Source organism: Alcaligenes sp., from assembly GCF_050255915.1.
Taxonomy (GTDB): domain Bacteria; phylum Pseudomonadota; class Gammaproteobacteria; order Burkholderiales; family Burkholderiaceae_B; genus Alcaligenes; species Alcaligenes aquatilis.
In genome coordinates, this window is record NZ_JBFWIQ010000002.1 from 118935 (window position 1) to 134637 (window position 15703).

Annotated in this window: 13 protein-coding genes; 8 read left to right on the forward strand and 5 right to left on the reverse strand. The window is 54.7% G+C overall.

The window, feature by feature from the left end:
• Positions 1-119 precede the first annotated feature (119 nt).
• The 3 genes from AB7E06_RS02805 to AB7E06_RS02815 all read left to right on the forward strand — a co-directional run bounded on the left by AB7E06_RS02805 (position 120) and on the right by AB7E06_RS02815 (position 3141).
• Positions 120-908, forward strand: a complete 789-nt coding sequence (locus AB7E06_RS02805) for a PhzF family phenazine biosynthesis protein (RefSeq protein WP_094198202.1) — start codon at positions 120-122, stop codon at positions 906-908.
• Positions 909-1367: 459 nt separating this feature from the next.
• A complete protein-coding gene (locus tag AB7E06_RS02810; RefSeq protein ID WP_427955006.1) occupies positions 1368-2099 on the forward strand; it encodes a hypothetical protein in 732 nt (243 codons plus the stop codon).
• 289 nt (positions 2100-2388) lie between these two features.
• Positions 2389-3141, forward strand: coding sequence for a DUF4880 domain-containing protein (locus AB7E06_RS02815; RefSeq protein ID WP_094198204.1), 753 nt, complete (start codon positions 2389-2391; stop codon positions 3139-3141).
• Between the two features lie 27 nt (positions 3142-3168).
• On the opposite strand, the gene AB7E06_RS02820 is transcribed toward AB7E06_RS02815, so the two are convergent.
• Positions 3169-6471 carry an autotransporter domain-containing protein gene (locus AB7E06_RS02820; protein ID WP_427955008.1) on the reverse strand — a complete coding sequence of 1101 codons (3303 nt, stop codon included), beginning with the start codon at positions 6469-6471 and terminating at the stop codon, positions 3169-3171.
• Between the two features lie 279 nt (positions 6472-6750).
• On the opposite strand from AB7E06_RS02820, the gene AB7E06_RS02825 reads away from it, so the two are divergent.
• Positions 6751-7173 (forward strand): hypothetical protein, encoded by a 423-nt coding sequence (locus tag AB7E06_RS02825; protein WP_230019549.1) that lies wholly within the window; start codon positions 6751-6753, stop codon positions 7171-7173.
• A 130-nt stretch (positions 7174-7303) separates the two neighbouring features.
• Here AB7E06_RS02825 and AB7E06_RS02830 read toward each other — a convergent pair whose 3' ends face one another.
• The 4 genes from AB7E06_RS02830 to AB7E06_RS02845 all read right to left on the reverse strand — a co-directional run bounded on the left by AB7E06_RS02830 (position 7304) and on the right by AB7E06_RS02845 (position 11083).
• Positions 7304-7693: a DUF6180 family protein gene (locus AB7E06_RS02830; protein WP_094198207.1), complete on the reverse strand. Its 390-nt coding sequence runs from the start codon at positions 7691-7693 to the stop codon at positions 7304-7306.
• Between the two features lie 135 nt (positions 7694-7828).
• Positions 7829-8866 (reverse strand): virulence RhuM family protein, encoded by a 1038-nt coding sequence (locus AB7E06_RS02835; RefSeq protein ID WP_125277262.1) that lies wholly within the window; start codon positions 8864-8866, stop codon positions 7829-7831.
• 43 nt (positions 8867-8909) lie between these two features.
• The gene (mnmE, locus tag AB7E06_RS02840) at positions 8910-10283 is read right to left on the reverse strand and encodes a tRNA uridine-5-carboxymethylaminomethyl(34) synthesis GTPase MnmE (RefSeq protein ID WP_094198209.1); all 1374 of its coding nucleotides are present in this window, start codon (positions 10281-10283) and stop codon (positions 8910-8912) included.
• A 248-nt stretch (positions 10284-10531) separates the two neighbouring features.
• Complete coding sequence (locus AB7E06_RS02845) at positions 10532-11083, reverse strand: helix-turn-helix domain-containing protein (RefSeq protein ID WP_003800785.1); 552 nt, start codon at positions 11081-11083, stop codon at positions 10532-10534.
• A gap of 160 nt (positions 11084-11243) precedes the next feature.
• On the opposite strand from AB7E06_RS02845, the gene argE reads away from it, so the two are divergent.
• From argE to AB7E06_RS02865, 4 genes are read left to right on the forward strand one after another with little or no spacing between them, the layout of a single operon-like run.
• Positions 11244-12440, forward strand: coding sequence for an acetylornithine deacetylase (gene argE, locus AB7E06_RS02850; RefSeq protein WP_094198210.1), 1197 nt, complete (start codon positions 11244-11246; stop codon positions 12438-12440).
• Positions 12441-12470: 30 nt separating this feature from the next.
• Positions 12471-13445 (forward strand): threonine ammonia-lyase, encoded by a 975-nt coding sequence (locus AB7E06_RS02855; protein WP_094198211.1) that lies wholly within the window; start codon positions 12471-12473, stop codon positions 13443-13445.
• A gap of 2 nt (positions 13446-13447) precedes the next feature.
• On the forward strand, positions 13448-14452 hold the full coding sequence (locus tag AB7E06_RS02860) for an ornithine cyclodeaminase family protein (protein ID WP_094198212.1): 1005 nt from the start codon (positions 13448-13450) through the stop codon (positions 14450-14452).
• A gap of 30 nt (positions 14453-14482) precedes the next feature.
• Positions 14483-15454, forward strand: a complete 972-nt coding sequence (locus tag AB7E06_RS02865) for a tripartite tricarboxylate transporter substrate-binding protein (RefSeq protein ID WP_427955014.1) — start codon at positions 14483-14485, stop codon at positions 15452-15454.
• Positions 15455-15703 lie beyond the last annotated feature (249 nt).

Consider the following 15703-nt stretch of genomic DNA (forward strand, 5'->3'; position numbering starts at 1 on the left):
TGCCCAGCACAAAAAAGAAGGGATAAAAACAAGACGCTTGCTCCAAGATTTACCTGCCTGTAAAGAGTCTATTTTTCTATACTCAGGGTTCATATTGAATTTCCAGGCTTGGAGGCAGAATGCGCTTACCCATCTATCAGGTCGATGCCTTTACTGACACCTTGTTTGCAGGCAACCCTGCTGCCGTGGTGTTGTTGTCCGAGTTCCCTGACGATGCCTTGATGCAGTCGATTGCGGGAGAGAACAATCTGGCGGAAACCGCCTTTCTGGTACCACAAGGCCAGGACTTTGGTCTGCGCTGGTTCACCCCTACGGTAGAAGTGCCCTTGTGCGGTCACGCCACCTTGGCCAGTGCGGCAGTCGTACTGCAGCATGTGCGTCCCCAGGATAGCCAGGTGGTATTTCATACCCTGAGTGGTGCGTTGACGGTGCGTCGTGACCAGGGGGCTTATGTCATGGACTTGCCTGTGCGCCCTGTTATCCGTGTGGATGATAATCCGTTGCTGGAAAAAGCCTTGGGTACCAAGGTTGCGCAGTTGTGGCGTAATGACTTCACCCATTTGGCCGTGTTGGAGACGGAAGCGCAGGTACGAGAGCTGCAGGTGGATACGGCGGCCATGCTGGCCAGCGGTTGTGAAGGGTGTATTGTGACTGCGCCAGGCTCGGGCCAGTTTGATATCGTCAGCCGCTTTTTTGCGCCTGGTCACGGTGTTGAGGAAGACCCTGTTACGGGTTCGGCGCACTGTGCTTTGCTGCCTTATTGGGCCCCTATTCTGGGGAAAAACCATTTGCTGGCGTTTCAGGCTTCTTCTCGAGGCGGGGTGCTCGATTGCTCTTTAGAGGGTGATCGCGTGTTTCTGAAGGGGCAGGCCGTCATGTATATGGAAGGCCATATCCAGGTCGGTTAAGACGGCCTAAGGCGTTATAAGCAGGCCTGGCATTGCTGTTCCCCTGTATGTAACGCCCTTTCCTTGCAGCAGTACCGTGCTATCAGCACAGCCGTTAGAAAGACAAGCCAGCGTATTTTGGTTCGGTTTTCTTTATGACGGCTTTTTATGTTTTTTTGATCTCTTATGATTCCTGTTGCGCCCTTCTCCTCGATACTTTTGCTGATTCTTACGCTTGGCCCGATCGCACTGTTTTTTCTGTTGGTCTGGGCGGTTTCGCTTTTAGTGCAGCCACGACGCCGGGCAAACTTTAAGAAAAACCCCTGGCCGCGAATCCTGTTTTTGCTCCCCTTGTTGGTATTGGCGGCTTACTACAGCGTTTTTCAATGGGAGAGCTATCGGTTTGAAAAAAAGCAGCAACAGGAGCTGGCTAGCCGGCAACATGTTTTAAAAGAGCCGGGCCGCTTTGCCGGGGTGGATATGCCAAGCGGAACAGAGCTGGAATTGAGTGTGTGGGGCGACCCAGACAGCGTGTCCTGGGCCCGTTTTCCAGAGGCTGTGAAGATAGGCAACGCTCTTGTATTGTCATTTGAGCGCCCCCGGCCCGATCTGCCAAACTCCAGTTGGAAACTGCATCTGGCAGGCGATGCAACGCTGGAGGGTTGGCAGTGTGATGGCAATCAAGTGCTTGAAATGGAACAAGATCCTATGGAAATGAACGGCTTTCGTTTTGTCAGCTGTTTTTTGGCCAAAGGCAATCAAATTACAGGCTGGAGTCCTTATGCGGCGGCCGCCAATATGAGTACGGCTCCAGACTTCGTTCTGGAGCTACCTGCGGGTACTTTGGTGCAGTCCAGACCCGCTGGGACCTTGTATACGAATGGAGAGCGGGATCAGGATCGCTGGATGGTGCGCGTTGAGGCAGAGGGCTTGCAGGTCCGTGCCTGGAACTTGCCGTTGGAGCGCGCTTATTTCTCGGTCGATAAGAATAAAGACCTGCTTTATCTCTCCCAAGCGCGATTGGCCCAGGAAATTCAATTCGGTGGATTGACCTATTTGGCCGGTACGCGTGTGTCTACACCCAACTATCGTTTTTACCCGCAGTGGCCTCTTTTATTGAAAATGGTATTGCCGGCGGGTGAGGGTTCGGATCACAGTAAAGAACAATTCCACGAGCTGCTCAGCGGCCAAATTTTGGACGATTTTCACTAGTTAACGGCCTGATTTTGGCTTTTTTTACCTGCAATCTGCATTTTTTTTGTGGTGAGTGTAATTAAATAAGGCGAATTTGTTTTGATTAGCTCAATTTGAGTTAATGTAAGCATTTGAAGCGTTTGTATAAAATAAAAACGTAACGTTTTCAAACGTTGACAGCTAGACAGCTAAAAAGTTGGTGGCTACTGGTTTCCTTTCCTGAGGTTTTGGGCTCGAGCGGCAGGGACTTGCCGCCACGCTGAAACCACCCTATTGCTGGCGTAACTGAACAAGGTTAGATGCCGCTATGACGACATATCAAGGGGAGCTGCTGGAGCATACGCAGGCTCACGCACAAGCTGCTTATTGGTTTACTCGCTTGAACTCCGGCGAGGCGACTGCAGCCGAATTACGAGAGTTTGAGGATTGGCGTCGTGACAATCCAGAAAATGAACGTTCATATCGATACATTTGCTATTTTTGTGACGCCAGTCTGGATGCGCCCGAGCATGAAATCCGCCGTTTATTGGCCAGTTCGGGTGAGAAGGCGGCGTTGCTCAAGCCTTATCACCGAGGTCTGCTGGCCGGTTTGTTTGTTTTGGCCTTGGCGCTGACGGTGTTTTTCTTTTGGCCGGAGCGGGTACTACGACAAGAGCATCTGATTTCGGGGGCACAAACGCTGGAGCAGCGGTTTGTGGATGGCGCGGTGGTGCAATTGGGCCCCGACTCCGCTCTCGAAATCCGCGAGTACGAGGACAGGCTGAATCTGCAACTATTACGCGGTCAGGTCACTTTGCTGCTGGCTGACCCCACACCAAAGAGCGTGACGGTCTTTTCCAGCTTTGCGCAGGCGCGCAGCAACAAGGGGCAGTTTTCGGCCTTTTTGAACAGCGATCAAATGACGTTTGCGGTGGATACAGGTTCGATCGAAGTCTCCAGTGGAACATGGTGGCGCCGACAGATTCGGGTCTTGATTCCGGGTCAGTATCTTGATGTTGACCGGTGGTCTGGCATGAAACGGGTTCAACCCGCTCCTGTATCTCCCAATGAGGCCGACTAAAAGTCGGCCTCTTACATTCCAGCGCGTTTAGAACGTCCAGTTCAGGAACAATTTACCGTTTATATCGGCCCGGCTATCCCCAAGTAAACGGGTATTGGCCGACAGCCCTAAACGCAGGCGCTCGGATTGTTGCAAGCTGATGCTGGTTCCCAGCGATAAAGCATGACGATCCACTCGCGCATAACGCCCTTCAAAACCCACAGACTGGGCACTGGCAAAAGCCACTTCCTGAGTCTGATGACGGCTTAGCAAAGCCTGCTCCCAAGCGATGGAGAAGGCTGTTTGCAATTGGCGATCCTGGCTTAAATTCCAGTTTTGACGCAGGGCCAGGCCAAGCGAAGCCTGTAAGGCATGTTGACGGCTGGAATCCAAACGCAGGCGGCTGGCGGCATCGCCACTTTCTTCCAGCCCTGGGCGACGGTAATGGAGATAATCCAGAGCCAGAACCGGGCCGATGCTGCCGTTTTCACCTAGCGCCCAGTTGTAGCCAGTCTGTACCCCCAGCGAGAAGGTATGGCCTGTCCAATCTGAAGCAGGACGCGCTTGATAGCCCGCAAAGCTGATAGTGCGGTTCATCTTGCCTTGTTCAATACCCACACGTAGCTGAGCCAGACCGTTCCAGCCTTCCTGGCTGTAGGCACGATAGCGGGCATGGACACCCAGGCCCAAGCCTGTCAGCTTGCTTTTGGCCTGGAAGGGGGCGTCTACATTGACGCGTTGTTCGTTGGCATTGCCGTGTACGCCCAGACTCCAGTCACTGCCCTGAGCGCGATGTTCTGCCCCCAGCATCACCCCATAGGTTTGGCTGCGGTGGTCAACATCGTTGCTGCCCAACTGCCAGTGGTAGCGGCCACCATAGGTTTGGATGAAGCTTTGCCAGCCGCTCTTATCGATACCGTCGGTTTGACGCAGTTGTTCGGACACCAACTGTTCGCGGCGCAAGGAAGCGGCGGTTTGGGCGGCGTAGGCACCTGCACTTAGCTGATCCAGGGCTAGACCAATATCGCTGCCATCTGCACGCGAGAAGTCCATGGCTTGATACACGGCTGCCAGGGACTGATTACCCGAGGAAGCCTGCGCCAGGCTGGTACCGACAGCGGCGGCATTGGGCGATGCAGCGTATTGGGCATACGCATTCTGATGACGGCTGACAGTCCAGCCATCACCGGTACTTTCCACATTCAGGGTGGGGGATGCCAACGTGGCGCTGAGCACCGCAAACTGCCCTTGTGTCTGGCTGGCAGTGAACACCTTGTCCTGATTCAAGGTCCAGCCGTTTTGATACCAGTCTGGCTGCAGGTCCACGTTCAACTCGCCATCGAGCTGAGCCAGGCCCTGCACATCAATATGATCATTCTGGGTGGTCGAGGCTTCCACCAGAATCCGGCCATTGGCGCCTTGGACAAAATTGCCCTTGATCGTCATGTTCCCGTAGGAGTTTCCGGGGCTGAGTGTGCCGTTATTGGTGAAGTTGTATTCAGGGTTGAGGGTGAATTCGCTATTGCCATACAGGGTCGCGCCCTGATCCACGCGCAAGCCGTACAGCTCATGCTGGCCATTCAAGGACGTTGCGCCCCCGGCAATGACGACTGCCAGACTGTTCAGGCCCTTGATATTGCCGTCATAACGCATCTGGAAGCTGGAGTCGGCAGCGCTGGTCGCGCGCCCATTCTCATCGGCTTTTTGACCAAAGCTGATGCGGGTCGGCAGCGGTTGCTGGTCGGAGTCGCGGCGCTTGTAATCCGAGGTAATGTCACCTGTGATTTGTGCACCCTGCAAAATATTGATGTTCTGTACCCAGGCATTGTCCGCGATATGGATGGCCGCCTTCTGACCCGATAAGGTGCCGGACAAATCGTAATTACTGATCAAGGCACCTTGCAATATCTCCGGTACAGCGCGTAGCTGACCTTTAGCCATGAGCATCCAGGAGCCGTGATATTCATCGTCGCTGCCCATGGCGTTCTGGCCAAAATCGAATAAGGCTCCGACGCCATCCTGGCCATCTGCCCGGACCTCTCCTTGCTGGACAATATGGTGATGGCGGCCATAGCTGAACTGCAGGCCACGACCATACCAGCCCTGGGCATGAATACGCGTCGCCTCGGGAATGATGAGCGTGTTTTCGCTACCATCCACACGTACACCGACCCCGCCTGGCCCGGCTGTCAGTAGATCCGCCGCTTGGGTAATGGTATTGCGTTCGCCATAAATGTGCAGACCCAAGCCTTGTGTGGCCATGTTGTACTGACCGGGCAAGTAGGCTGTGCCGTCTTCATTGCGCGCAAAGTAGCCATTGGTATTGTTCAAGGTGACGTCGTCGCCATAGACCGAATAGCCAAAGAAGTTGCGGCGATCAATGCTCAGCCCGATGTCTTGCAAGGCGGCAATTTCAGCTTCCATCAGATTCACGTAGTTGCGATAGGTCTGATGGCTCATCAGGCTGTTGCGCAGCTCGGTGTGGCTCATGTAGTTGCGGTCCACTCCATACTGTGGCTGGTCGTGGAAGTTCAGGATACTGACGGGAATGCCCGGCATGGCGCCATTCAGGACTTCCTGTACGTGATCGCCGGTGAAGTAGCCCTTGTCCTGGCGCAGATCAAAAGCGTCTGGGTCATACGGATTGGTGCAAACTGAACACAGGATTTTCTGCCCAGGGCTGGGGGCTCGACCCTGATCATCGCGCAAACCCAAGGCCCAGGGGCTGAGGTCATTTTGGAAGAAGGGGTCGGGTGGATCGAAACTGTCTGCAGGCAGGTTGTCCGTGACCGTGTTGCTGATGCCCAAGGCATGGGCCAGCTCGTGGAAAATCACTGCGTTGTAGTCAGCCTTGCCAGTTAAGGGCAGTTGGCTTGGGTTGACCGGAGCCGTATCCAGATCAAGCTTGCCGACGCTGATAACGGCATCGGGGTTATTCGGATCGCCCTGGAATATTCCCTGCAAGCGCGCTTGCAAGGCCGAGATGGTGAAGTTGGGATGGTCAGGGTTGTAGAGTGAAGCACCGTAGGCATTGGCGTTCTGGTCATTCATGGTGCCCAGATTGATCACAGCCGGTGTGTACCCTACGGGCAAATTAATGATTTCGGCCCAGCGCTCCAGCGCGGCACGAATTTTCAGTCGACCATTCTCGTCAATATTCCAAGGGGAAACGCGTGGATCGGATTGATCCGACGTATCGTAGCCCCCATCATCAGGTCCATAGATCCGCAATTCAAAGGCCTGCTGGCCTTGTTTGTTCATAATGGATTCTGTCTGGTAAGCATGGGCGCTGCTGGCCCAGCTCAAGGCCAGCAGGGTGTGGCCTAGTAGCGCTTTGATTTTGAAGTCCATGTGATTCAGATAATGTGAAGACAATGGTTAGGGGGCATTTTTTATATAAAAGTAAATAAAAGTGTCTTTTCTTGCTACTTATTTCTGAGCTGTGCCGAACATCTGAGTAAAAGGCGCAACACCGGGTGCACACATCACGGTAAAGAACGAGCGGGTTGCAGCCGTAACCTCTAAGGAATAATGTGTACAAGAGAGGAAAGTATGACCATAGAGATCAGTGGACAGGGTTTAATACATAGACAAACTATGCCTGTGGCCGAGCCATTAAACGCGACGGCCATGACGCCCCCTGTGGTGCCCGAGCAAGAAGAGTCTGGCTCCATAGACTCATCGGGACGTATCAAGGTGCACCTGTCTCCCATGGGAAAAGATCTGTCATTGACCAGTCAGCAAGCTCAGAAAAAGGGTCGTGACAAGGATATTGATAGCAGTTCTTTGCCCGATGGCATCAAGGACATACTTAAACGTATTCGTGATCTGAAAGAGCAGATTCAACAGAAACTGATGGAGCTGCAGCGTATCCAGGCCAGCAACAAAAGCAGCGAAGCGGAAAAAAAGCAGGAATTGGATCGTGTGCAAAGCGAGCTCAATAGCTTGAACGGTGCTTTATCCAGTGCGCATGCCATGTTGAACAAGGTCATGGACGACATTGAGTTGGACGGTGATGCCCGTATGGAAGTTGGGGATTTATTGATGGCGTAAAAAAAAACCGTTCAACTGGTTTTGGGAGCCCTTGGGGGCGCAGGCGGGTGTGCCTAGGCGGTAGGCCTGCATGGACATGGGCTGCGCCCCTTTTTTACTTTAAGCAGCCAGGGGCTGCTTTTGCTGACGCTCAAGGCTGGTTTGCCACCGTCAAAGCTCGCGTAATTTTGCAGTTGAGCTGATGCGGAGACATCAAATTGGCGGTGACTTGTGCCTTGGTGCGAATGATGTAGGCGGTCGAGGGGTTCAAATCAATGCAGTACACCACCAGCGAGCCGCCCCCCAAGGGAGCCGAGCCAATATAGACGCCTAACTGATCGCTGGCTGTGGAGTCATTGTGCTGCTGGAAGCCCTCTCGCGCTGCTGTCTGCTGAACCGTATTGAGGCACTGGGCCACGCTGAGACGGGAGACGGAACGCTGTTCTGCCTCCAGCTCCAGAGGTATCAGTTCTTGAGCCTGTACTACCCCAGCGCCATGAATCAAAGCCGCCATCAAAACCCACTTGTTGAGTGTGCGCATGATGCCCTCCCGCAGGAGACAATGGAGTGTTCAGCATAGTCCTGATTGATCAGGGCAGGCTTTGATAGTGCTTAATTCAGGGACGAATGTCGGGTTTTTACTGAGGTGGGGGCAAGCCGTGTGGGAGTGATCAGCTTAGTGATCAGCTTCCGAATTTGAGGAGCCTAGTTCTTTTATTGCTTTATCAAAGTCACTCTCAAACAAGCGATCTTGTATGACGCGATATTTCTCGAACTCGCTTTCAGCATGAGTCTGGGCCAGCTTGGCAGAAATCTTGCCGCTATCTTGCAGAATTTCCCGGTCATCGAATTCCAGAAACATATCCAGGCGTTTGGCCCAGTCTTCCATGGTCATGGGGATTTTGCGGCGGGCACGGTTTTCAGCCAGCTCCAGATAGGCATTGACGATGCGCCCCAAGGCATCCAGCTCGTTTTGTTTCAGGTAGTTCTTGACAATACTGATGTCTGTTTTCAGTATTTTTCCATTGGGAGCATTGGCCCAGGAGGTAAGTCCCATATGGGCTTGGCTGCTGTCGGCACGCTGATGAACAAGCTCCGCTGCAGTTTGGCCGTGAATGGCGTAATGCAGCTTGTTCTGCACCTTGGCAAAGAAGGATTTACTGGTCGGGGCATTCTTGTTGTAGTCCACGCTGGTTGCGTAGATATCGGTGATCTTCTGGTAGAAGCGCCGTTCGCTTAGGCGTATTTCGCGGATTTCTGCCAGCAACTGCTCAAAGTAGTCTTCGTTTAGAAAACTGCCGTTCTCCATGCGCTGACGATCAATCAGGTATCCCTTGATCGCAAATTCGCGCAGGATGTGGGTGGCCCATTGGCGGAATTGGGTGGCACGGATGGAGTTGACCCGGTAGCCAACGGAAATAATGGCGTCGAGGTTATAGAAGTCCACCAGACGCTTTACGTCCCGATTACCTTCTTGCTGAACTATCCGGAATTTCCGGATAGTTGCCTCGGAAGCCAGTTCATTGCTGGCAAAGATATTTTTTAAGTGCTCATTGACCGTGCGTACATCAACGCCAAAAAGCTCCGCCATCAGCTTCTGAGACAACCAGACCGTCTCGTCTTCGTAGCGAGCTTCGATGCTTTGTTCACCAGCCTGACCAGTAAAGATCAGAAATTCAGTGGTGCTATTTCGAATCAGCTTCTTGCCGCTCATGCCTAGTTCCTCTGCACATCAATGGCTCAGTCTTTTGATGAGGTCACTTCCCAATACAAAAACTGGAGAAAATCTCCCCCAGCAAATCATCGCTGCTGAACTCGCCGGTAATTGAGCATAAATCCAGATGTGCCAAGCGCAGTTCTTCGGCAAACAGGTCCAGCACTTGATCGCTGTGCGTAGCGTGCTCTGCGGCCAGGCCCAGGTGGTATTCTGCGCGCTCCAAGGCGCGCAGGTGTCGTTCCCGCGCCAGCCAGGGGGATTCACTGCCGGGGTTCCAGCCGGCGATATCCAGCAAGGTGCGGCGCAGTGTGTCCAGACCTATATCCTTACGGGCAGAAATCGGTAGCACGGTGGCGCCGCTTTCCTGTGCAGGCAAGGCTGCCTGTTGTTCTGCTGTCAGCAAGTCTATCTTGTTATAGACGCGCAGCACGGGTACATGTGATGGCAGGCGAGTGGTAATGGCACTGTCCAGCTCGTCTTGCGGGTTGCGAGCATCGAGCAGGTGCACGATCACGTTGGCTTTGGCGATTTCGTCCCAGGTACGGGCGATACCGATGCGCTCGACGGTGTCCTCGGTGTCACGCAAACCGGCGGTATCCACGATGTGTAGCGGGATGCCGTCAATGTGGATCAGCTGCATGACACGGTCGCGGGTGGTGCCGGCAATATCGGTCACGATAGCCACGTCCTCACCGGCCAGTGCGTTAAGCAGGCTGGATTTGCCCACATTGGGCTGACCGGCCAGTACAACGTGCAGGCCCTCGCGCAGAATCGCCCCCTGACGCGAATGCTGCAGGATGCGTTCCAGCTCGTCCTGTATGCCTTGCAGGGTGGCCGCCGCCTGGTATTTTTCCAGGAAGTCGATTTCTTCTTCGGGAAAGTCCAGCGTGGCTTCCACCAGCATGCGCAGGTGAATGATGCGGTCAGCCAGGGTGTTGACCTTATTGGAAAACACGCCCGACAGGGAGGCGACGGCACTGCGGGCAGCGGCCTCCGAGGAGGCGTCAATCAAGTCGGCCACGGCCTCGGCCTGAGCCAGGTCCAGCCTGTCATTCAAGAAGGCGCGTTGGGTGAATTCTCCCGGTTCAGCCAGTCGCAGACCCTGATCTTTACCTGCTTCCAGGCAGCGATCCAGCAGGCGGCGCAGAACAGCCGGGCCGCCGTGGCCTTGCAGTTCCAGCACGTCTTCGCCGGTATAGGAGTGCGGGCCTTTAAAGAACAGTGCAATGCCCTCGTCGATTGCCTCGCCTTGTGCATCCTTGAAGGGCAAAAAGTGGGCATGACGCGCTTGCAGCGTACGGCCAAACAGGGTCTGGATCAGAGCATCAAGCTCTTTGCCGGACACACGGATGACACCAATACCGCCCCGGCCGGGGGCGGTGGCAATAGCCACAATAGGGGAAGAGCTGGACATGGTCAGATCGATCAAAGAGGCGGAACAGAACCGTATTGTAATGGAGCAGGTAGACGGTTCGGGCTTGGGGCGCTAAGCCTTGTTGGTATCTGAAACGCTTGTGTTTATGTCCCTGTGGACTAGGCTCTTGAGAATCAGGCAATTAGGCAATCGGTCGTGTGGGAGAACCTAAAAAGGCCAGGGCAAACAAAAAGCCTTTGGACGTGTCATCAAAGCGACTGAGGCCAGCCGTCTGCGCTTCTTTGAGCCTAGTGATTGTTCACACAAACCACCAGAATCTCCACGCTTTCCCCGTGTTCGCACAGATACAGGTGACCCAGATTGCTTTTGAAGTAGATGCTGTCGCGCGCTTGCAGTACATGCCGGCGGCCGTCCTGGAACTGCATGGTCAACTGCCCTTCAATGACAAAAATAAATTCTTCGCCTTCGTGTTGGCTGAAGTCGCTGGCATCGCGCGGTTTACCGGCCAGCACGCGCCCGTGCATGGGCGTCATTTTTTTGTTGATCCATTCCGATGCCAGCATGCCGTATTCATAGCGGTGAGCATGGTAGGTTACGGTGCGTGAAGCCCGTCCCACCAGGATGTCCATGCCGGACTCGTTCTGATCACGAGGCGTCTTGAACAGGTCGGACAAATCCATTTTCAAGGCCCGGCTGACGGCCAGGAATTTCTCGTAGCTCAGGCCAATCAGGCCGCGCTCTGCCTTGGACAGGGTGGACAAAGACACATTGGATAAACGTGCCAACATGAGCAGGGTCAGGCCCTGACGCTTGCGTTCATCACGTATGCGCGCCCCCATGGCTGTCTTGCTTAATAAGTTGGGGGTGGTGTTAACCAAGTCTTTTGTCATAACCGAAAGAAGTAATAAACAACATTCTTATAAATATTATTGATTTTCTTATAAGAAAACTCTGTCCTATTGTATAGAACTACACGCTTTACGTTGGGAGAAAGAAGGCATGACTGCGTTGTTTGATCCTACTGCTTATCCCTCTACCTCGGTGGAATGGATAAAAAAACTGATTGCTTATGATACGACAAGCCGGGAATCCAACCTGGAACTGATTCACGACGTACAGGCCTATTTACAGCAGCAAGGGCTGGAAACCGTGCTGACGCATGACGCCAGCGGCCGCAAGGCCAATCTGTTTGCCACTATTCCGGCAGCCGATGGCACACGTACCGGTGGCATTGTTCTGTCGGGCCATACTGATGTGGTGCCCGTCGATGGCCAGAACTGGAGCAGCGACCCCTTCAAGGCTGAGGTTCGTGACGATCGTCTGTATGGCCGTGGCACGTGCGACATGAAAGGCTTTGTCGGTGTGACCCTGCAATTGGTTCCTGAGATGTTGGCGACCAGGCTGGCCAAACCCATCCACCTGGCCTATTCATACGACGAAGAAGTGGGTTGTGTGGGCGCGCCTGTCATGATTGATGATCTGGTCCGTCGCGGCGTTCAGCCCGAAGGTTGCGTGGTGGGTGAACCCACCAGCATGCGTACCATCGTGGCACATAAGGGCATTAACGCCTATCGCTGCCGCGTACATGGTCATGCCGCGCATTCCTCGCTGACCCCTAAGGGCGTAAACGCGATCGAACATGCGGCACGCATCATCACGGCTATTCGTGATCTGGCCGACGACTACAAGAGCATGGGCCCTTACGACCACGATTTCGACGTGCCCTTCACCACCTTGCAGACCAGCATGATCCGGGGCGGTATCGCCTTGAATACCGTGCCTGACCTGTGCGAATTCGAGTTTGAATACCGCAATCTGCCCGGTGTGGACCCCGAGCCGATCTTGCAAGAGATACGCGAATTCATCGACCTGAAAGTCCTGCCCGCCATGCGCCGCGAGCATCCCGATGCTGTAGTGGAGCTGGAAAAGCTGGCCAGCGCCCCCGGCCTGAATCCCGAAGAACAAGCTGCCATTACCAAGCTGGTACGTGAACTGACGCGGGACGACACGGTACGAAAAGTGGCCTATGGCACAGAAGCAGGTCTGTTCCAGCAAGCCGGTATTCCTTCGATTATTTGTGGCCCCGGCAATATCGAGCAGGCCCACCGCCCCGATGAGTACGTGGAATTGGCCCAGGTGGAGCAGTGCGAGCAGTTCTTGCGTGCTCTGATTCGCAGCCAGGCCGTGACCGCTTAAAAACAGACAAACAGGTTTCAACGCAAACCCATGACAACAGAAAAAGTTACCCAGGAAAATGTGGTGCAGGCCCACGAGCGTCTGCGTCCCTATGTGCGCCAGACGCCCGTGTTTGATTACCAGACCGGGCGTCTGGATAGCGCCGTCAATTTCAAGTTCGAGCATTTGCAGGCCTCGGGCACCTTCAAGGCACGTGGTGCTTTCAATAACTTGCTGAGCTTGTCTGAAGAGGCTCGCCAGCAAGGGGTGACCTGCGTCTCCGCAGGCAACCACGCCGTGGCCGTGGCCTATGCTGCCCATCAAATGGGGGTGAAAGCCAAGACTGTCATGATCAAGACCGCCAGCCCGGCCCGCGTAGCCTTGTGCCGTGAATATGGGGCTGAGATTGTCTTTGCTGATAACGGCGAGCAGGCGTTTGAGCTGGTGCGCCAGATTGAAAAGGATGAACAGAAAACCTTTATCCATCCGTTCAGCACCTACCCCACCGTGCTGGGAACCGCCACGCTGGGCTACGAGTGGTTGCAGCAAGCGGGCAAGCTGGATGCGGTGCTGGTGCCCATTGGTGGTGGTGGTTTGGCTGCGGGTGTCTCGGCTGCCGTTAAGCTGTGGCAGCCTGATTGCGTGGTCTATGGCATTGAGCCGGTAGGCGCAAACGTCATGGCACTAAGCCGCCAGGCAGGCGAGCCGCAAAAAATCGGTGCCATGCAGTCCATCGCAGACAGTCTGATGGCCCCCCATACCGACGAGTTCAGCTTCCGCGTGTGTCAGGACAATATCGACACGCTGGTGACCGTCAACGACGACCAGATCCGTGCTGGCATGCACTTCCTGTTCAATGAATTCAAGATGGCTACGGAACCAGCGTGCGCGGTGGCGACCGCTGCCTTGATGTCCCCTTTGCGCAAACATCTGGCCGGGCAACGAGTGGGCGTGTTGTTTTGTGGTTCCAACACGGATACCGACACCTTTATCCGCCATATCACTACGCCACTGGCGCAAGGCTAACCATGCAGCTTAGCGTTTATGTAGCAAAAGCCCAGGAAGTGTATGAAGGGCTGGATATGGGGGCGGCGATTGATCTGATGCGCCAGGGTTTTATTGCCCTGCAGCAAGGGCGTATTGACCAGCCCTTGCGTACGATTGTGCGCAGCCATTTGTCCAGCGGTTTTCTGGGCATGATGCCTGCCTGCATTGATATGCCGGAGATTTATCCCGAGCCTTTGTACGGTGCCAAGATGGGCACCCTGTTTCCAGACAATGTGCGCTTGGGTAAAGACCCCCATCAAGGCTGCGTGCTCTTGATGAGCGGTTTGACTGGCGAGACGCGTGCCATTCTGGACGCCAGCAGCGTGACGGCATTGCGCACTGCGGCGGTCAGTGGCTTGGCCACCGATATGTTGGCGCGTCCCGATGCCAGCGTGCTGACCTTGTTTGGCGGCGGACATCAAGCCTTGTGGCAATTGCGCGCCGTGGCGCAAGTGCGTCGTTTGAGCAAGGTGTTTGTGCTTACCCGCTCTGCACAATCGGCCCAGCATTTTATTGAGGAAGCTCAGGCGTATCTGGATTGCCCCTTGATAGCGGGCGTCTCGGCCCAGGAAGCCGTGTCCCAGTCGGATATGGTACTGACGGCCACCAGCTCTGCCACACCTGTCTTGCAGCGTGAATGGCTGCGCCCTGGCACGCACATCACCGCCATGGGTTCCAGCACACCCGCCAGCAGTGAACTGGATGGCCCCACCATGACGGCAGGCCGTTTGTTTGTGGATCGTGCGCAATCCACGCGTAGCGAGTCGGGCGAATTTTTGAATGCGTGTAAACAGGGTTACTTGTCAGCCGATACTGAGCTGAACGAGTTGGGGGCGGTCCTGGAGGGGCAAGCCGCAGGCCGCAATGACAACCAAGAAATCACGATTTTTAAATCCTTGGGATTGGCATTTGAGGATGTATTGACGGCGGCTGCCTTGTTAAGCCGTCATGCCGCACAAGGCAATGGACGAGTAGTAGAACTTTAATCGCGTCATCAAGAGGTAGGGAGACAAGTAATGAAAAAGAAATGGGCGCAGGTCGTGTTGGGAACGGCCTTGGCATTGGCAACAGGTATGTCTGTTGCTAGCAAATTGCCGGACACCATACGCTTGGTCGTGGGCTATCCGGCGGGGGGAACTGCGGATGCCGTTGCGCGGGTATATGCCGAGCAACTGCGTGAAAAGCTGGGTGTGAATGTGGTGGTGGATAACCGCGCTGGCGCAGGTGGGCAGGTTGCTGCCCAAGGTTTTTTGCGCTCGCCTACGGATGGTTCGGTGCTGTTGGTTGCCAATAATCACATGATGACCACCCTGCCCCTGACGGTGAAAACCGTCAGCTACGACCCCATGAAGGATTTTGCGCCGGTGGCGGTGATCGCCAAGTTCGAGCATATCTTTGTGGTCGGTAAAACCACGCCGGCCCATACCTTGCAGGAGTACGTGGAACTGGTCCGTAAAGAACCGGAGAAGTACGGCCATTATGGTATTCCCGCTCCTGGCAGCGCCCCCCAGTTCATGGGCTATAGCATTGCCAAGAAGAACGATATCCAGATGTCCCCCGTACCGTACAAAGGGGGCGCCCCCCTGATCAACGACCTGTTGGGTGACCATATCCCTGCTGGCGTGGATGCGGTGGGCATGATTACCGAGCATGTCGCCGCCGGTTCGGTGCGGGTGCTGGGAATTACCGGGGCTGAACGCCTGCCTATTTTGAAGGACGTGCCTACTTTTGCAGAAATGGGCTACGGCGATTTGAAGGCCTCGGGCTGGATGGGGATTTTTGCACCGCTGGGCATGGAGCCGGAGATGGTCAAACAGTTCCAGGATGCCTTCAATGAAGTGGCCAAGCTGCCACGTATTGAAAGCGCGATTGTGCCGATTGGCTTCCGATCTGAATCGGGCGATGCGCAGGAGTTGGCCCGTACGGTTCAGGCGGACCTGGATACCTGGGGGCCTATCATCAAGGAGTCGGGGTATTTGCAGCAGTAAGACTCAGGGTGTTGATGCATACGCCTGCTTGTGATGAGCGGTGTTTATCAAGTCCGATGAGTAAAGGCTAGCGCTTCGACTTCGTTCTTATGGAACATGGGGAGCAACGGCCAGTAGCAGCTAGCAGCACAAAACTTGTTAGCGCAGAAAAGTGGGAATGCGGGCCTGATGTCAAATCAGGTCCGCTTTTTTATGGCGATTTCAAGAAGGGAACTGCCACCTTCAGAGCTTGTTGGTTGTGTCTCTTGT